Genomic DNA, 18,698 nt, shown 5'->3' with positions numbered 1-18,698 from the left:
CTCGCCCAGCTCGCTCCGCCTGCCGCCCACCTTGACCTGGTCGTCGCGGCGGCCCAGGTAGTCCAGGGTGCCGTCGGTGCGCCAGCGGGCCAGGTCGCCGGTGCGGTACATCCGCCGGCCGGGCGGGCCGTACGGGCAGGGCAGGAAGCGCTCGGCGGTGCTGCCGGGCCGGCGCAGGTAGCCCCGGGCCACCTGGTCCCCGGCGACGTACAGCTCGCCGACCACGCCGGGTGGCACCGGCTGGAGCGCGGCGTCGAGCAGGTAGACCCGCGCCCCGGCGGTGGGCCGACCGATCGGCACCGGTCCGGCACGCAGCGGCCGGCCGGGCGCGACGCGGGCGGCGACGCAGCCGACGGTCGCCTCGGTCGGGCCGTACTCGTTGACGACCGCCACGTCCGGGTGCGCGGCCCGCCAGCCCACCAACTGCTCGCCGGTGAGCGCCTCGCCGCCGATCACCAGGTCGGTGGTCGGCGACAGCGCGGCGTCGAGCAGCGGCAGGTGGCTCGGGGTCACCTTGAGGAAGCTCGGCCGGCCACCGGCCCGGGCGTGCGGCGAGTCGATCCCGGCCAGCCGGACGGTGCCGCCGGCGGTGAGCGGCCCGAGCAGGCCGGTCACGGTGAGGTCGAACGAGACCGGCGAGGGCAGCAGCGCGGTGCCGGCCAGCCCCGGGTAGGCGTCCCGGGCCCAGGCCAGGTACGCGGCCACCGCCCGGTGCTCCACCACCACCCCCTTCGGGCGGCCGGTGGAGCCGGAGGTGTAGAGCACGTACGCCGGGTGCTCGGGGCGCAGCGGGGCGGCCCGGTCGGCGTCGGTCAGGTCGCCGTCGGCCTGTTCTGCGCCGACCTCACCGTCGAGCACCACCGCCCCGGCGGGCACCAGCGCGGCGGTCTCCGGCAGGGCCAGCACCAGCGTCGGCTCCGCGTCGGCGAGCAGGTACGCGATCCGGCCGGCCGGGTAGCCGGTGTCCACCGGGACGTACGCGGCGCCGGACTTGAGCACGGCGAGGACGGCGACCAGCAGCTCGGGCGAGCGGGGCAGGGCGAGCGCCACCCGGGTCTCCGGGGCGGCGCCCCGGGCCACCAGCACCCGGGCGAGCCGGTTGGCGGCGGCGTTCAGCTCGGCGTAGGTGAGCGAGACGGCCTCGCAGATCAGGGCGACCGCGTCCGGGGTGGCGGCGGCCTGCCGCTGCACCCGCTCGATGACCGAACGGAACGCCGGGGCGGCGTCCTCGCCGTTCCAGGCCCGCAGGACGAGGTCCCGCTCGGCGTCGTCGAGCAGCGGCAGCGCGGAGACCCGCTGCCCCGGGTCGTGGACGGCGGCGGTGAGCAGCCGCACGTACCGCGCGACCACCGCCTCGGCGGTGCCCCGGTCGAACAGGTCGGTGCGGTAGACCAGGCGACTCTCGCCGGTGGTGACGTCGAAGGCGAGGTCGTCCTTGGTGGTGCCCAGCTCCACCGGGTCCAGCCCGGAGTCGGGGATGAAGTTCAGCGCGGTCTGGAAGATCGGCTGCACGGCCGGGTCGCGCTGCGGGGCGACCGCCTCGACGATCCGCTGGAACGGGGTCTGGCCGTGCTCCATCGCGTCCACCAGGCCGGCGCGGACCCGGCCGAGCAGCTCGGTGAAGCTGGGATCGCCGCCGATGTCGCAGCGCAGCGCCACCGGGTTGACGAACATGCCGATCAGCGGGGTCAGCTCGGCGGTGTCCCGGCCGGCGGTGGAGACGCCGACCACCACGTCGGTGTCGCCGGAGATCCGCGACAGCAGGGCGGCGAACCCGGCCAGCAGCACCATGTACGGGGTGGCCGCCGACCCGGCGGCGAGCCGGCCGACCCGGTCGAGCAGCCCGTCGGGCAGGGCGAAGCGCACCTCGTCGCCGGCGAAGCCGAGCTGGGCCGGGCGGGGGCGGTCCAGCGGCAGGCCGGTGACCGGCGGCGCCCCGGCGAGCTGGCCGGCCCAGAAGGCGAGCTGGCGGTCCAGCTCCGCGCCGGTGAGCTGGTCGCGCTGCCAGACCGCGAAGTCGGCGTACTGGATGGGCAGCTCGGGCACGGCGACGGGCGCGCCGGTCAGCGCGGCCTCGCTGAACGCGGCCAGTTCGGTCACCAGCAGCACCGCCGAGTGGCTGTCGAAGACGGCGTGGTGCACCACGAACAGCAGCGTCCAGGCGTCGTCGAGGCGGACCAGCCGGGCCCGCCACAGCGGCGGGGCGTCCAGCGGGATCGGGGTGCGGGCCAGCTCGGTACGCAGGGCGGCGTACCGGGCGGCCCGCTCGGCCTCGGGCAGGTCGCGCAGGTCGTCGGCGGGCAGCCGGACCGGCTCGTGCTCGCGCACCACCTGCACCAGGGCGCCGTCGTCCATCCGCAGGTGGGTGCGGAGCGCCTCGTGCCGGGCGACGACCCGGCCGACGACCTCGCCGGCGGTGTCGGCGTCGATGCCGGCCGGGAAGCGCCACGGGGTGGAGACGTTGTAGACCGGCGAGGCGGTGTCCAACTGGTTGGCCATCCACACCCGTTCCTGGGCGAAGGAGGCCGGGAAGGTCCACTCCCGCGTCATGACGGCACCTCCCGTACGGAGCGGGGACGCATGTCGGTCCAGACGGCGTCGACGTGGGACAGGCACTCCTCGCGGGTGCCGGCGAAGCCGGCGTCGTGCCACCCGGCGGGCAGCTCCCGGTCGGCCGGCCAGATCGAGTACTGCTCCTCGTCGTTGCGGACGACCAGGAATCGGGAGTCGGCCATCAGTGCTCTCCAGCGCTCTCGGGGGTGTGCGGTTCGGCCATCGCCACGGCGATCCGGCGGGCCCCGGTGAAGGGCTCCCGGCCGTGCGCGGCGGTCATGTTGTCGACCACCAGCACGTCGTCGCGCCGGTAGTCGAAGCGGACGCTGGCGGCCCGGTACGCGGCCCGCAGGTGGTCCAGCACGTCGGCGGGGATCTCACCGCCGTCGCCGTAGTAGGTGTTCGCCGGCAGCCCGTCGGCGCCGAACATGTCCAGCAGCCCCTCCTGGTAGTCCCTGGGGAGGGTGCTCACGTGGAAGAAGGTGGCGTGGTTGAACCAGCGCGGGGTGTCCGAGCCGGGCCGGTGGTGCACCACGTCGCGCACCGCCCGGGTACGCAGCCCGTCCGCGCCGACCCACTCCAGCCGGATCCGGTTCGCCGCCGCGTACGCCTCGACCTCGGCCCGGTCGTCGGTGCCGAACACGTCCTGCCAGCGGGCGCCGAAGTCGGCGTGGAAGTTGCGCACCAGCATCCAGCGCCGCCGGACGAACTCCTCGCGGACCGCCGGGTCGATCTCGGCGTACACCCGGCGGACGTCGGCGAGCGGGGTGGCGCCGAGGGTGTCCGGCGGGCTGATGCAGTAGAAGAACAGCGTCAGCGGCCAGCCCGCCTGGTACGAGTTCTCGTTGTGCAGGAAGATCTCCTCGTCCGGCGGGTAGTCGGTCGAGGTGTAGACCCGGCCCTTGATGGCGTGCCGGGGTGAGGACCGCTCGGTGTAGGTCAGCGGCTCGCCGGAGAACGCGCGGACCACCCGGTCGAAGCCGTCCACCCCGCCGACGTCGAAGCCGCGGAACAGCAGCCCGCCGTGGGCGGCGAGCGTGGCGCGCAACTCCGTCCGCCGCCGGTCGATGAGCTCGGTCAGTGGTGTGCCGTCGTTCTCGACGACCACCGGCAGCGTGGCGATCGTGTCGCTCATTGCTCTGTCACTCCTGTTTCTCGACGCTCAGTCGCGGGGCAACCGCGGGATGGCGGGGATGGTGGCCGGGGCGGGCTCGCCGGCGGGCGCGGCGGTGGCACGCAGCTCCTCGATCCGGGCCGCCAGGCCGGCGACGGTCGGGGTCTCGAAGAGGCTGCGCATCGGCAGCCGGACCCCCGTCGCCTTGCGCATCGCGGCGATCAGCTGGACCGCCACCAGAGAGTTGCCGCCGAGGGCGAAGAAGTCGTCGTCCACGCCCACCTCGGCCACCCCCAGCCCGTCCCGCCAGACCTGGGCGATGGTGATCTCCAGCTCGGTACGCGGCGCGGCGGAGGCGGCGCCGCCGCCGGCCGGTACGGCGAGGGCCGGCTCCTCGGCGGTCTCCAGGCTTCCGGTGGTGACCCGGGAGGCGCGGCCGCGGATGTCGTCGACGGTCCGGGTGGCGATCACCACCTGCGGGCCGAGCCCGGCGGTGAGGCTGCGGCGGAACGCCTCGGCCCCGTCGACCGGCCGGATGTCCTCGGTCGGCACACCCGGCTCCGGGGCGGAGGCCTGCGCCGGTGCGCCCGCCGGGGCCAGCCCGCCGGTCACCGCGCCCTGGTCGACCCGGCGCAGCACGAAGTCGCTGATCGCGACCAGTTCCCGGCCGTCGGCGTCCCGCAGGGACACATCGGCGGCGACGACCTCGTCGGTGGCGCTGTCGCGGTGCCGCAGGTGGCTGAGGAACTGTGCCGGCAGGGCGCCGCGCACCACGATCCGCCCGTACGACAGCGGCAGGTAGGTGCCGCTGCCCTGGCCCCGGCCGAACGCGGTGGCCACGTCCAGCAGCGCCGGGTGCAGCCCCCACGCGGGCAGGTCGCCGCCCGCCGCGGCGGGCGCGGTGATCCGGGCCAGCTCCTCCCCCTCGCCCAGGTGGTGCTCGGCCAGCGCGGCCCAGCGCGGCCCGAAGGTCAGCATGCTGGTGCGCCCCCGGCCGAACGCGGCGTCGTCGTCCACCCGCCGGCCGGTCACCGCCGGCACCCGCGACGGCGGGGCCGGCTCGTCGGTCCAGCCGGCCGCGCCGCGTACGTGGGTGCGCAGCTGCCCGGCGGCGAGGCTGCGTACCGCGAAGTCCACGCCGTCCTCGGCGGGGGTCAGCTCGACCCGGTACTGCGCGACCGTGCCGTCGGGCACCGGGAACGGCTGCAGGAAGACCACGTCGCGCAGCTCCACCGCCGCGTCCCCGCTCGGGGCGGGCAGCGCGGCGGCCACCGCCGCCCGGACCGACTCCAGGTGGGCGGTGCCGGGCACCACCGGCACGCCGCCGCTGCGGTGCTCGTCCAGCAGCCAGTGCGTGTCGGCGGAGACCAGGCCGTGCAGCACCACGCCGTCCGGGCCGGTCACCGCCGTGGTGAGCACCGGGTGGTCCAGCGAATGGGTGACCGTGTCCCGCCCGGCGGCCCGGAAGCCGGCCGGCGCGTCCGTCTCCACGGCCATGCCCACCTCGGCCCAGCCGCCCCAGTTCTGCGACAGCACCGGCGCCCGGAAGCCCGCGCCGGCCCGGGCGTACGCGTCGAGGAAGCTGTTCGCCGCGCAGTAGTCGACCTGGCCGAAGCCACCGATGACAGCGGTGATCGAGGAGCAGAGCACCACGAAGTCCAGCGGCAGGTCGCCGAAGACCTCGGCGAGGGCGAGCGTGCCGGCGAGCTTCGGCGCGAGCACCCGCTCCGCCTCGGCCCGCTCCTTGACCTCGGCCATGCCGCCGCCGGGCAGGCCGGCGGCGTGCACGATGCCGTCGATCCCGCCGAACTCCGCCTCGGCGGCCGCCCGGACCCGGCGCAGGTCGGCCGGGTCGGAGACGTCGGCGGCGAGCACCAGCACCGACGCGCCGGCCGCCTCCATCCGGCGGATCGCCGCGATCGCCCGGCCCGCCCGGTCCGCGCCGCCGTGCACGGCCAGGTGCTCGTCCCACCGCTCGCGCGGCGGCAGGCCGGAACGGGCCAGCAGCACCAGCTTCGCCCGGGCCCGCCGGGCGAAGTCCTCGGCCAGGGTGACGCCGATGCCGCCCAGACCGCCGGTGATCACGTACCGGCCGCCCTCGCGCAGCGCGCCCGGCTCCCCCTCAACGGCGACGGTGACCTGCTCGTAGCCGGTCACCCAGCGGCGTGGACCGCGCAGCGCCAGCTCCGCGCGGACCGGGTCGACCGGCCGGCGCAGCTCGGCGACGAGCGCGTCCACGTCGGACGAGGCCGGGTCGGCGTCCAGCAGCCGGACGGCCAGCCCGGGCAGCTCCGCCGGGAGCACCCGGGCCAGTCCGGCCAGGGTGGCGTGCTCGGGGCGGATGAGGTCGGCGCCGGTCACGTCCCCGATACCGGCGGTGACCAGGTCGAGGGTGCGGGTGCGCTCGTCGGCGGTCAGCCCGGCCCCGGCGAGCGCCTGCACCAGGTGCAGCGCGCTGAAGAAGCCCCGGTCCTGGGCGGCCCAGGCGGCGGCGACGTCGGTGCCGGCCGGGTCGCCGTCGAGGGCGTAGGCGTGCACCAGCCGATCCGGCGGGTCGGCGGCGAGCGCCGCCACCAGGGCGTCGTGGTCCTCGCGGGCGCCGGGCCGCAGCCGGTACCCGCCGTCGACCGCCGCGAAGCGCTCGCCGGCGCGTACCACGGTGGGCGTGGCGCCCGCGGCCCGCAGCGCCGCGACCAGCGCGTCGCCGCGCGGACCGTCGGCCAGGACCAGGCAGCGACCCAGCGGCGCGGTCCGCGGCTCGGCGGCGGCCTGCCGCCAGACCGGCACGGCGAACCACTCCGGCAGCGGGCGCGGCCCGCGCTGCGCCGGCGCGGCGGGCGCCTGGTCCACCGGGTCCGGGTCCACCCAGTAGCGGCGGCGTTCGACCGGGTACGTGGGCAGCGGCACCCGGCGGGCGGCCGGATCGGCGTCGAGCCGCACCTCGACGCCGGCGCACCAGAGCGCGCCGGCGCTGGTGAGCAGGGTGGCCAGGTCACCGGTGCGCTCGCCGGGGCCGGGCAGGCTGCCCAGCGGGGTCAGCGCCCGCTGGGCCGGGCCGGCCTTGGCGACCTGCATCCGGGCCAGGTTGGCCAGCTGCCGGCCGGGGCCGCACTCCAGCAACGCCCAGGTGCCCTCGGCGAGCAGCGCGGCCACACAGTCGCCGAAGCGCACCGGCCGGCGCAGGTGCGCGGCCCAGTACGCCGGGTCGGTGGCCTGCTCGGTGGTGATCCAGGTGCCGGTGACGTTGGACAGGAACGGGATCGCCGGCGGGCGCAGCGGCACCCCCGCCATCAGGGCGGTGAACTCCGCCAGGATCGGTTCCATCATCGGCGAGTGGAAGGCGTGGGAGGTGCGCAGCGCCTTGCTCTTGCCCTTGATCGTCTCGGCGAACGCGGCGACCTTGTCGCTCTCGCCGGCCACCACGCAGGTGCCCGGGCCGTTGACGGTGGCGATGGCCAGCCCCTCGGGCAGGCGCTGCGCGACCACCGACTCGTCCAGCGCCACGGCGAGCATCGAGCCGGCCGGCAGGGACTGCATCAGCCGCCCCCGCGCGGCGACCACCCGCAGCGCGTCCGGCAGGCTCAGCACCCCGGCGACGGTGGCGGCGACGTACTCGCCGATCGAGTGACCGATCATCGCGGCGGGCCGCACCCCGGCCCGCAGCCAGAGGGTGGCGAGGGCGTACTCGACGACGAAGAGGGCCGGCTGGGTGTAGCGGGTCTCGGTGAGCTTCTCCCCCGCCGCCGGATCCCGGCCGAGGATCAGGTCGCGGATGTCCAGCCCCAGCTCGGGGCGGAGCAGCTCGGCGCACTCGGCCACGGTGGCGGCGAACGCGGGCTCCTCGGCGTAGAGCTGCGCGCCCATCCCGGCGTACTGCGAGCCCTGCCCGGAGAAGAGCAGGCCCACGCGCGGCGCGGGGCCGTCGACGACGCCGGACTGGCGGCGGCGCGCGGTGCGCAGCGCGGTCACCGCGTCCGGCAGGTCGGCGGCGACCACGGCGACCCGGTGCGGGTACTCCTGCCGGCCCACCCGCAGGGTGTGCGCCACGTCGGCGAGGAGCTGCGGCCCGCCGTCGGTGGCGCCCGTCAGGTGCTCGGCGAGGCGCAGCACGGCGGTGTCCAGGGCGGTGGCGGTCTTCGCCGACACGTGCAGCAGCTGCGCCGGGCGGACCCTCTGGTCGGCCCGGTACGCCGCCGGCGCCTCCTCGAGCACCACGTGGGCGTTCGTGCCGCCGATGCCGAAGGAGCTGACCCCGGCCCGGCGCGGCCCGCCGTCGGTGTCCCACTTGGTCAGCGTGTTCGCCACGTAGAACGGGGTGTCGGCGAAGTCGATCGCCGGGTTCGGCCGCTCGAAGTTGATGCTCGGCGGGATCAGGCCGTGCTCCATCGCGAGCACCGCCTTGATCACACTGACGATGCCGGAGGGCTGGCTGAGGTGGCCGATGTTGGACTTCACCGAACCGATTCCGCACCAGCCCCGGTCGTCGGTGTCCCGGGTGTAGACGGCGGAGAGGGCGGCGACCTCGATCGGGTCGCCCATCGCGGTGCCGGTGCCGTGCGCCTCGACGTAGCTGATGCTGCGCGGGTCGATCCCGGCCATCCCGACGGCCTGGGCGATCGCCGCCATCTGCCCGTCGATGCTGGGGGCGGTGAAGCCGACCTTGCCCGCGCCGTCGTTGTTGACGGCGTTGCCGAGCACCACGGCCCGGATCGCGTCGCCGTCGGCGATCGCGTCGGAGAGGCGCTTGAGCAGGGTGACGCCGACGCCGCTGCCCCAGACCGTGCCGTTGGCGGCGGCGTCGAACGGCCGGCACCGCCCGTCCGGTGAGGTGAAGCCCTCCATGCCCAGGTAGCCGACGTGCGGCAGCTCGACGTTGACCCCGCCGGCGAGCGCCATGTCGCACTCGCCGTTGCGCAGCGCCTCGCAGGCCAGGTGGAACGCGACCAGCGAGGTGGAGCAGGCGGTGTGCACGGTCAGGCTCGGCCCCCGCAGGTCCAGCCGGTACGACACGTTGGTGGCCACGTAGTTCGGCGAGTTGCCGGTGGCGAGGGAGACCGTGCCGTGCGGGTTGCCGCCGATCCGCTTGTTGCGCAGGACGTACCGGTGCAGGTAGGTGTTGCCGCCGGTGCCCGCGTACACGCCGACCGCGCCGTCGTAGCGGGCCGGGTCGTAGCCGGCGTCCTGCAACGCGGTGTAGCAGCTCTCCAGGAACAGCCGGTGCTGCGGGTCGGTGATCTCCACCTCCCGGGCGGTCATCCCGAACAGCCCGGCGTCGAACTCGTCGTACCCGTCGACCAGCGGCGCCCGGTTGACCCACCCCGGGTCGTCGACCTCCTCCACGGTGGCGCCCCGCGCCAGCTGCTCCTCCCGGCTCAGCTCGGTGACCGACTCGACGCCGTCGACCAGGTTGCGCCAGAACTGGCGGACGTCGGCCGCGCCGGGCAGCCGGGCGGCGAGCCCGACGATCGCGATCGGCTCGATGCCGTCGTCGGCCGGGAGGTCGGGTGTCATCGGGTTGTCCATCTGCGTGTCCTTCATTGCGCGGTGCCGCCGGGGCGGCGGGGTGGGTTGCGGCGGGTGCGGCTGCGGCGGGCGGCGGCCCGCAGCGCGGCGCGGGCGAGTTCCGGCCGGTCGGCGGCGCCGTCGAGGCTGGCGGCGAGCGCCCGGACGGTGGGGTGGCGGAACAGGTCGAGCATGGTGATCGAGCGGCCGGTGGCGGCGGTGAGCCGGGCGTGCACCGCGGCCAGGGCGAGGGAGTGCCCGCCGATGTCGAAGAAGTTGTCGGTGACCCCGACCCGGTCGGTGTCGAGCACCTCCCGCCAGATGCCGGCGATCAACTCCTCGGTGTCGGTCAACCCGCCCGGGCCGGCGGGCATCGGGGTACGCGGCGCCTCGGCGGCCGCCACGGTCATCGCGCCGAGCTGGGGCGTGCGCACGGTGGGCCGGGGCAGCGCGGCGGCGACCGCGACGGCCGGCGCGTGCGGGTCGGCGGCGAGCGCGCCGACCAGCTCGGCCAGGTCGGCCAAAAGCGCGTCGATCCGGTCGGCGTCGAACAGGTCCGGGTTGTGGACCACCTCGACGCCGACGCGGCCGTCGGACTCCACCACGTAGACGGTGATGTCGAAGGGCGAGCCGGGCTTGGGCACCGGGACCGGCACGGCGGTCAGCCCGGTCAGCGCCAGCCGGGGCGGGGCGAAGTTGAGCACGTTGAACAGCACCTGCACCAGCGGGGCGCGGGAGGTGTCCCGGCCGACGCCGAGGACCTCGACGAGGCGTTCCAACGGCGCGCCCGGGTGGGCGGTGACCTCGTGCAGCTCGGCGGCGCACCGGTCGACCAGCTCGGCGAAGGTGGCCCCGCCGGTGCGCAGCCGCACCGGGACGGTGTCGATGAAGAAGCCCACCACGTCGTCGAAGGCGGCCAGCCGGCGGTCGGCGACGATCGCCCCGACCACGTGGTCGTCGCCGCCGGTGAGCCGGCGCAGCAGCTCGCCGAAGCCGGCGAGGAGCACCGCGGCGACCGTGGTGCCGCGCCGTGCGGCCAGGGCACGGACCGCGCGGTCGGCGGGCTCCGGGAGGCGCACCGCGGCCTCGGCGCCGGCGTAGGTCTGCACCGCCGGGCGGGGCCGGTCGCGGGGCAGCTCCAGCACGGTGGGCACGCCGCGCAGGTGCTCGGCCCACCAGGTGAGGTCCGCCGCGCCCCGGCGGGCGTCGCGCCCGGCCCGCCAGACCGCGTAGTCGGCGTACGTGGCGGCCGGCGGCGGCAACGTCGGGGTGGCCCCGGTGACGGCCTCGGCGTACGCGGCGGCGAGATCGTCGTAGAGGACCGCCTCGGACCAGCCGTCGAAGACCGCGTGGTGCATCGTCATCGCCAGCACGTGCGCGTCGGCGCCGAGCCGGTAGACGGTCACCTGCCAGGGCGGCCCGGTGGCCAGGTCGAAGGCGTGCGCGGCACCGGCGGCGAGCATCCCGGCCAGCTCCGCCTCGGGGTCGGCGCCGCCGGTCAGGTCGACCACCGGCACGGCCACGTCGGTGGGCTCCTCGCAGACCGCGTACGGCACCCCGGCGGCCTGCGGGATCCGCCAGCGCAGCACGTCGTGCCGCTCGGCGACGGCCCGCAGCGCCGCGCCGAGCGCGGCGGTGTCCAGCGGGCCGCGCAGCCGGTGCGCGACGGCGATGTTGTACGGGGCGCTGGACGGCGCGAGCTGGTCGACGAACCAGAGCCGGCGCTGCGGTGGGGACAGGGTGGGCGAATTGCCGGTGGTCAGCGGCTCGGTGTCGGCCGGGGCGGCGGCGCGCAGCCGGGCGACCAGGCCGCCGAGGGTGCGTCCGGCGAGCACGTCCCGGATCTCGACGTGCCGGCCCAGCTCGGCGCGGAGCGCGGCGACCAGACGCATCGCGGCGATGGAGTTGCCGCCGGCGGCGAGGAAGTCGGTGTCCGGGCCGGGGGTCGCGCCGAGCAGCCGGGTCCAGATCCGGGTCACCGTCCCCGTCACCGGGTCGGCCGCACCGGCCAGCTCGGCGGCGGTGGCTCCGGCGGTGGCTCCGGCGGTCAGCGCGGGCGTGGCCAGGGCGCGCAACGCCGGCGGGTCCTGCTTGCCGGTGACCGGGCTGACCGGCAGCTCGTCGCGGCGCAGCAGCCGGGCGGGCAGCATCGCCGCGGTCAGCCGCGCCCGGGCGTACGCCCGGATCGTCTCGTCGCCGGGCGCCCCGGCCGGGGTGAGGACCGCGACCAGCTCGGTACCGGCCGGCCCGGGCACCGCCTCGACGGCGACCCGGTCGACGCCGGGGGCGCCGGCCAGCACCGCCTCGACCTCGCCCAGCTCGATGCGCTGGCCCCGGATCTTCACCTGCCGGTCGGTGCGTCCGAGGTAGACGATCCGCCCGTCGGCCGCCTGGCGGACCAGGTCGCCGGTGCGGTACAGCCGCTCGCCGGGCAGCCCCGAGAACGGGTCGGGGACGAACCGGTCGGCGGTCAGCCCCGGCCGGTCGAGGTAGCCGTCGGCCAGTCCGGGGCCACCGATCAGCAGCTCGCCGGTCTCCCCCGGCGGCACCGCCCGCAGTTCGGCGTCGACGACGTACGCCCGGTGGTTGGGCAGTGGCGAGCCGATCGGCACCGGGTCGGTCTCGTCGCCGCTCAGCTCGCCGGTGACCGCGAGCACGGTGGTCTCGGTGGGGCCGTAGCCGTTGAGGAAACGCCGCCCCGGCGCCCAGCGGGCGGCCAGCTCGGCGGGGACGGCTTCGCCGCCGCAGAGCATGGTACGCCAGCCCGGCACGTCGGCCGGGTCCAGCATGGACAGCACGGTCGGGGTGATGAAGCCCCAGTTCACCTCGTGCGCGGCGATGAACCGGGCGAGCCGGGCCGGGTCGGCCCGGTCGTCGGCGCCGAGCAGTTGCACCGCGCCGCCGAGCAGCAGCGGCAGGAAGAGGTCCATGGTGGCCGCGTCGAAGCCGAGCGAGGCGATGCCGAGGCTGCGCACCCCGGCGTCGGCGCCGCTGATCGTGGCGCACCCGGTGACGAACTCGACCACGTTGCGGTGGGTGGTCAGCACCCCCTTGGGGCGGCCGGTGGAGCCGGAGGTGAACAGCACGTACGCCGGGTCGCCGGGCCGGGCCGGGCAGGGCGCCAGCGGGGCCGGGCCGTCCGACTCGACCACCTCGACGCCCGGCAGGTCGGCCAGCTCGGCCGCCGCGTCACCCACCAGCAGCGACACCCCGGCGTCGGCGACGATCTCGCGTTGCCGCTCGCGGGGGCCGTCCGGCTCCAGCGGCACGTAGCAGCCGCCGGCGAGGAGCACCCCGAGCACGTCCACGACCAGCCGGGGCCGGCGCCGGCCGCACACCCCGACCCGGCTCTGCCGGCCCACGCCGCGGGCCCGCAGCGCGGCGGCCACCCCGGCCGCCCCGCCGACCAGTTCCCGGTAGGTGAGCCGGTCGTCCCACTGGCGGAGCGCGACCGCGTCGGGGCAGCGCGCGGCCCGGGCGGCGATCAGGTCGGCCAGCGTCCCGTCCGGCCAGGGCAGCTGCGGCCCGGCGACGGCGCTGATGGACACGATGTCGGTCACCCGTGCTCTCCCCGGTAGGTGGCTGGATCGGTGATCTGCAGGCGCAGCTCGCTGACGTGTCCGCGCCCGGCCGCGTCGGGCACCCAGGCGTCCGCCGGCGTGGGCAGCAGCTCGGTGACCACCACCGCCACGTCCGGGCCGGTCTTCGCGGCGGCGTCGGCCATGGCGCACAGCGACTGGGCGTACAGCGGGCCGGTCAGGTCGACGTAGCAGGGCTTGACCTCGGTGCCGACCTTGACGAACACCCGCTCGGGCAGGTCGAGGGCCGCCCGGAAGCGGCGCGCCGCGAGGTAGCGGGCGGTCTCGTCGCCGTGCCCGGCCAGCCCGCTGCCGGCCACCGTGGTCCGCCAGGTGCGCCGGGCCACCACCAGCCGGTCGATGGTGATCCTGGGCGTGTGCGGGGCCGGGTCCAGCAGCTTGAAGGTGTCCACCAGCAGCGAGCCGAGCAGGTTGGCGAAGATCTCCATCACCGGCCAGCGGGACCCGTCGGGGAAGACCGCGGTCAGCCCGTCGCCGTCGCGGACCACGGTGACGGCGGTGGCCGGGACCAGCCGGTCGACGTCGCCGCCGCGCGCGGTGTCGATGCCGAGCTGACGGTCCGCGGGGCCGGTGAGGGCGTACGTGGTGCGGGTGGTCAGCCGGGGCCAGCTCTCCGGGTAGAGCACCCGGATCCGGGCCGGTCCGAGGTCGGCGTCGAGCGCGGCCCGCAGTGCCGCCGGGTCGGGGTGGAACGGGCTGAGCACCGCGCTGTCGTAGGCGACGGTGGCCGGGTGCAGCTCGCCGAGGACGAGCAGGAACTCGCCCCGGTCGATCGCCTCGGCGGAGACGGCGCTGACCTGCAGGTCGGGGTTGTGGATCCGGGCGGACGGCCAGCCGGGCCGCTCGGCGGCGAAGAGGGCGCGGACCGGGCCGGCCAGGTCCTCGGCGCGCAGCCGCAGCTCGACGGTGCCGGCCGGCAGGTGCCGCAGCCCGAACAGCTGAGCCCACCGGTCGGTGAAGCCCGCCCCGGCGCGGGCGACGGGGCCGTCCGGGGCGATCAGCATCCCCTGGGCCAGCGACCAGATGTCGGCCAGCCGGACCGGACCGTCGGCGGCGAGCTCGTCGTGCAGGTCGGCGAGGATCTCCTCGCAGCCGGCACCGATCTCGGCGGTGAGCCAGCGGGCCGCCTGGAGGATGACGGCGAGCGGGGCGGCCAGCGCGGCCAGCACCGTGGCGCCGACGGTGACGTCCAGGTCGCGGGCGGTCTCCTCGTAGCAGACGGTGCGCCCGGCGTACATCTGGCCGCTCTGCCGGGTGGCGGGGCGGCCGGTGACCGCGGTGAACCGGGTGTTGAGCGCGGCCAGCGCGGCGGCCAGCCGGTCCGGGTCCCCGGCGGCAGTCGCCACCGCGTCCCGGGCGGCGCGGAGCCGGTCGAAGTCGGCGGCCACCGCCGCCCGCACGGCCTCCTCGCCGATCGCCGCGATCCGCTCGCCCAGCACCCGTTCCGCGTCCGGGCTGTTCGGCAGGTTCGCGTCCCAGGTCAGCTGGCCGCGTTCGACGAACCGGTCCAGCAGCAGGAACGCGTCGTCGACGGTGCGGACGTCGCCGTCGGCGCGGGCCCGCTCGGCCAGCTCGACGGCGGCGGTGCGCCCGTCGCAGGACGCCAGCAGCCGGGCCTCCACCGCCGACAGCGCGATCGGCGGGTGCAGCGGCCAGCGCAGCTGCCGGCCGTGGACGGTCAGGTGCGGTTGCAGCGCCGGGGCCCACCAGCGGCGTACCGCCAGGTCGTCGGCGAGCCGGTCGGCGTACGCGATCAGCGCCCAGGCCTCGAACCCGACGTGCCGGCGGGTGACCAGCCCGGGTCCGGGCGCCAGTCGGGTACGCGGGTCGTCCGGGTCGAAGGTGCCCCAGCAGACCGGGCCGAAGAAGCCGATCGTCTCGGCCTTGCCGCAGTAGCGCTGCCAGTAGCGCAGCAGGCTCAGCTCACGCTTGCGGCGGCGCACGTTGCGGACCGCCGGGTCGGTGCGCAGCAGCCCGTCCAGCGCGATCAGCATGTCCGGGTTCTGCCAGGTGACCGCCTCGCGCAGCAGCGGGTCGGCGGCCAGCTCGCCGGCCACCGTCGAGGAGTCGTCGAACGCCTCGCGCAGCGCCTTGTCGACGACCTCCGGGGCGACCTCCCCGGCGAGCAGCGCGTCGGCGGCGGCGGCCGCGTCGGGCGCCGCGAAGCGGTCCAGGCCGGCGGCCGGGAAGCCGGCGGTACGCAGCACCAGGTCGCGCCAGACCGACCAGCCGGTGTCGCCCAGGGGGATGCGGTGGCTCATCGGTGTGGCTCCCCGGTGGTGTCGACGATGTGCAGTCGCAGCTCGCTGAGGTACCGGCGGCCGGTGGCGTCGGGCACCCAGGCGTCGTCGGGGCCGGGCAGCATCTCGCCCACCACCAGCGGTACGCCGTCGGAATGCGTCATGGCCGCCGAGCGGACCATCGCGCAGAGCATGTTGGCGTACCCGGGGCTGGTCAGGTCCACGAAGCAGGGCTTGGTCTCGCTGCCGAGCTTGACGTAGACCTGTTCGGGCAGGCCGAGCCGGGCGCGCCAGCGGCGGACGGCGAGGAACCGGTCGCGTTCCCCGGTGGCCGGTCCCAGTCCGCTCGCTCCTGCGGTGGTGCGCCAGGTGCGGCGGGCCACCACCAGCCGGTCCAGGGTGATCCGGGGCGTGTACGGGGCCGCGGCGACCAGCTTGAACCCGTCCACCGCGTGCGCGCTGAGCAGCTCGGCGAAGACCTCGGTCAGCGACCAGCCCTGCCCGTCGGGGCCGGTGGCCACCAGCCGGTCGCCGTCGGCGGTGACGGTGAGGTCCACCGTGGGCAGCACCCGCGCCCGGTCGGCGCCGGGGGCCGCGCCGAACGCCACCTGCCGGTCGGTCGGCGCGGCGAGGGCCTCGGCGACCCGGCTGGTCCGGCGGGGCCAGTCGGCCGGGTAGAGCAGTCGCAGCCGCCGCCCGCCGACGTCGGCGGCCAGCGCCGCGCGCAGCCGCTCGGCGTCCGGATGGCCGGTGACCAGCGGCGCGGTGTCGAAGGACGCCCAGGCGGCGTGCAGCTCGCCGAGCACCACGGTGTAGTCGCCACGGGCCAGCGCGGCGCTGTCGGTGGCGCAGATCTGCAGGTCGGGGCTGTGCAGCCGGGCCAGCGGCCAGTCCGAGGGGCCGGGCGGCGGGAAGGCGGCGTCGACCCGGTCGACCAGGTCGGCGACCGCGACGGTCACCTCGGTGGTGCCGCCGGGCAGGGCGTCCAGCCCGAACAGCCCGGCCCAGCGGGCGGCGAAGTCGGCGGCGACCCGGTCCACCGGCCGCTCCCCCTCGCCCCAGAACAGCCCCTGGGCCAGGAACCACAGGTCGGCCAGGGACACCGGTGCGTCGCCCGCCCCGCCGCGCAGGTCGTCGTAGAGCTCGCGGAAGACCGCCGCGTACGCCTGCTCCAGCGCGCCGACCAACCAGCGGGCGGCGCGCAGCAGCACGTCGAGCGGGGCGGCGATCCCGTCCAGCAGCGGCCGCCCGAAGGTCACGTCGAGGTCCCGGCTGGTGTCCTCGTAGCAGAGGGTCCGGCCGGCGTACATCTGTCCGTCGCGGCGCCGCGCGGCCTGCCCGGTCAGCTCGGTGAAGGTGGCGTCGAGCGCGTCCAGGGCGGCCCGCAGCCGCACCGGCTCACCGGCGGCCGCGGCGACGGCGTCCCGGACGGCGACGAGCCGGTCCAGCCCGGCCCGGGCGCCGGCCCGCACGGCCTCGTCGCCGATCGCGTCGATCCGTTCGGCCAGCACCCGTTCGGCGTCCGGGCTGACCGGCAGGGCGGCGTCCCAGCTGATCAGCTCCCGCTCGACCAGCCGGTCGAGCAGCGCGTAGCCGTCCTCGGGACGGCGCAGCCCGGCGGCCGGGTCGCCGACCAACTGGTGGGCGGGGCGGCCGTCGGCGGCGGAGAGCAGGGCCGCCTCCACCGGGGTGAGGGTCACCGGTGGGCGGCCGGGGCGCAGCACGGTCCGGCCGCGCAGGCTCAGGTGCGCGGCGAGCAGTGGCGGCCACCACCGCCGGACGGCCAGGTCACCGGCGAGCCGGTCGGCGTACGCGGCCAGCGCCCAGGACTCGAACGGCACCCAGCGGCGTCGGGTCAGGCCGGGCCCGGGACGGACGTCGGCCACCTCGGCTCGCGTCGGGTCCAGGGTGACCCAGCAGCCGGGGCCGAAGAAGCCCACGGTCTCGTTCTTGCCGCAGTAGCGCTGCCAGTACTTCAGCAGGGCGCGTTCCCGGTCCCGGTGTTTGTTGTTGCGTCGCGGCTCCGGGCCGCCGGCGACCAGCGCGTCGAGGATGACCAGGGCGCCGCGGTTCTGCCAGGTGACCGCCTCGCGCAGCAGCGGGTCGGCGGCCAGTTCGGCGAGCCGCCGGGCGGCGGCCGCGGTGGCCTCCGCGAACTCCTTGTCGAAGCGTTCCGCGCCGGCGCCGGTGGCGATCAGCTCGTCGGCGGCCGCGGCGGCCGACGGCGCGGCGAACAGGGTCAGCCCGTCGGCGGGGAAGCCGGTGGTGCGCAGCACCGCGTCCCGCCACACCGACCAGCCGGTCTCCCCCAGCGGCACCTGGTGCGCCCCGGTCGACCCGGCACCCTCCGCACCGGCAGCGCCGGACGCGGCAGGCCTCGACGCGGCAGGGCCGGACGCGGCAGGGCTCGACGCGGGAGCTCCGGACCGGGCGGCGGCCGAAGCGGCGGCGGGCGAAGCGGCGGCGGGCGAAGCGGCGGCGGGCGAAGCGGCGGCGGGCGGCGCGGCGACGGCCCCGGCCAGGTCGGCGCGAATCGCGGCGAGCAGCTCGGACAGCCGGTCGGTGAGGAAGAAGTGCCCGCCGTCGATCTCGTGCAGGGTGAACCCGGCGGCGGTGTGCCCGGCCCAGGCGGCGCTCTGCTCCCGGCTGACCGCCCGGTCGTGCCGGCCGCTGAACGCGACGAGCGGCACCGGCAGCGGCTCGCCGGGGACGTACCGGTAGCTGTCCACCCGGCCGAAGTCGGCGCGCAGCAGCGGCAGGAGCAGTTGCACCAGCTCGGGGTGTTCCAGCAGCTCGGCGGGGAGCCCGCCGCCGGCGCCGAGGCGGCGCAGCAGCTCGTCGTCGTCCACCCGGGACAGCCCGTCGAAGAGGCTCGGGGCGGTGACGTGCGGCGCCCGCGCGCCACCCACGTAGAGCCGCAGCGGCAGCGGACGGCCGGTACGGCGCAGCTCGCGGACCACCTCGAAGCCGACCCGGCCGCCCATCGAGTGGCCGTAGATCGCGTACGGGCGGTCGGCCCGACCGGCGATGGCGGCGGCGACGTCGGGCACGGTGAACCGGGGGTCCTCGCTGATCCGGTTCTCCCGGCCGGGCAGCTGCACCGCCAGCACCTCGACGTCCGGGCCGATCCCCTCCGGCCAGCGCCGGAAGGCGCTCGCACCGGCCCCGGCGTAGGGCAGGCAGAACAGTTGCACCGGCGCCTGGGGTCGGCTTCCGGACGAGACGAACCAGTTCACCGCGCGCCTTTCTGAACAGGGTCGATCCAGTACCGCCGGCGCTGGAACGGGTAGCCGGGCAGTCCGGTGCGGCGGACGCCCTCGTCCGGGTGCAGCGCGGCCCAGTCGACGTCGCGGCCGGCGACCCAGTCGGCGGCGAGGTCCCGCAGCCGGCCGGCCGGGCCGGCGATCCGGCTGTCGGCGTGCAGCAGCTCGTCCAGCGCGGCGATCGCGCCGGCCGGGTCGGTGGCGACCACCGCCGCCCGGCAGTCGAAGGCCCGCCGACCCAGCGCCAGGGTGGCGGCCACCTCGGGCAGCGCCGGCGTCGCGCCGGCCAGGTGGGCCCGCAGCCGGGTGCGCGCGGCGCGCACCGCCCCGGGGGTGCGCGCCGCGACCGGCAGCCGGTGCGCGGCACCCTCGGGCGCCTCGACCGGCTCGACCGGCGGGGGCTGCTCGACCACCCCGTGCGCGTTGG

7 protein-coding genes and 1 pseudogene are annotated in these 18,698 nt (G+C 76.7%); all 8 read right to left on the bottom strand.

Annotated elements, in window-relative coordinates:
* Positions 1-2,550 (bottom strand): amino acid adenylation domain-containing protein (locus KBX37_RS28250; protein ID WP_210778939.1); only part of this gene is annotated, 2,550 nt, incomplete at its 3' end.
* Positions 2,547-2,735, bottom strand: coding sequence for an MbtH family NRPS accessory protein (locus tag KBX37_RS28245; RefSeq protein ID WP_210778938.1), 189 nt, complete (start codon positions 2,733-2,735; stop codon positions 2,547-2,549). The genes KBX37_RS28250 and KBX37_RS28245, both read right to left, overlap by 4 nt.
* Positions 2,735-3,688: a TauD/TfdA family dioxygenase gene (locus KBX37_RS28240; RefSeq protein WP_210778937.1), complete on the bottom strand. Its 954-nt coding sequence runs from the start codon at positions 3,686-3,688 to the stop codon at positions 2,735-2,737. The genes KBX37_RS28245 and KBX37_RS28240 overlap by 1 nt, the downstream gene beginning before the upstream one ends.
* Before the next feature lie 27 nt (positions 3,689-3,715).
* A complete protein-coding gene (locus KBX37_RS28235; protein ID WP_247659166.1) occupies positions 3,716-9,190 on the bottom strand; it encodes a type I polyketide synthase in 5,475 nt (1,824 codons plus the stop codon).
* Positions 9,191-9,201: 11 nt separating this feature from the next.
* A complete protein-coding gene (locus KBX37_RS28230; protein ID WP_210778936.1) occupies positions 9,202-12,729 on the bottom strand; it encodes a non-ribosomal peptide synthetase in 3,528 nt (1,175 codons plus the stop codon).
* Complete coding sequence (locus KBX37_RS28225) at positions 12,726-15,029, bottom strand: lantibiotic dehydratase (RefSeq protein ID WP_210778935.1); 2,304 nt, start codon at positions 15,027-15,029, stop codon at positions 12,726-12,728. The genes KBX37_RS28230 and KBX37_RS28225 overlap by 4 nt, the downstream gene beginning before the upstream one ends.
* Positions 15,026-18,244 (bottom strand): thioesterase domain-containing protein, encoded by a 3,219-nt coding sequence (locus KBX37_RS28220; protein ID WP_210778934.1) that lies wholly within the window; start codon positions 18,242-18,244, stop codon positions 15,026-15,028. The genes KBX37_RS28225 and KBX37_RS28220 overlap by 4 nt, the downstream gene beginning before the upstream one ends.
* Positions 18,241-18,698 (bottom strand): annotated as a pseudogene (locus tag KBX37_RS28215) (amino acid adenylation protein); the annotation flags it as partial. The pseudogene KBX37_RS28215 and the gene KBX37_RS28220, both read right to left, overlap by 4 nt.

It is taken from the genome of Micromonospora sp. U56, assembly GCF_018070095.1.
Taxonomy (GTDB): Bacteria; Actinomycetota; Actinomycetes; order Mycobacteriales; family Micromonosporaceae; genus Micromonospora; species Micromonospora purpureochromogenes.
The sequence above is the reverse complement of the archived record's forward strand: the minus strand, read 5'-3'. Positions and strand labels throughout refer to the sequence as shown.

Bases quoted from the DNA above. Each gene is read 5' to 3' on its own strand.
- KBX37_RS28235 (WP_247659166.1), bottom strand. From the start codon at position 9,190: ATGGACAACCCGATGACACCCGACCTCCCGGCCGACGACGGCATCGAG.
- KBX37_RS28245 (WP_210778938.1), bottom strand. From the start codon at position 2,735: ATGGCCGACTCCCGATTCCTGGTCGTCCGCAACGACGAGGAGCAGTAC.
- KBX37_RS28240 (WP_210778937.1), bottom strand. From the start codon at position 3,688: ATGAGCGACACGATCGCCACGCTGCCGGTGGTCGTCGAGAACGACGGC.
- KBX37_RS28225 (WP_210778935.1), bottom strand. From the start codon at position 15,029: ATGAGCCACCGCATCCCCCTGGGCGACACCGGCTGGTCGGTCTGGCGC.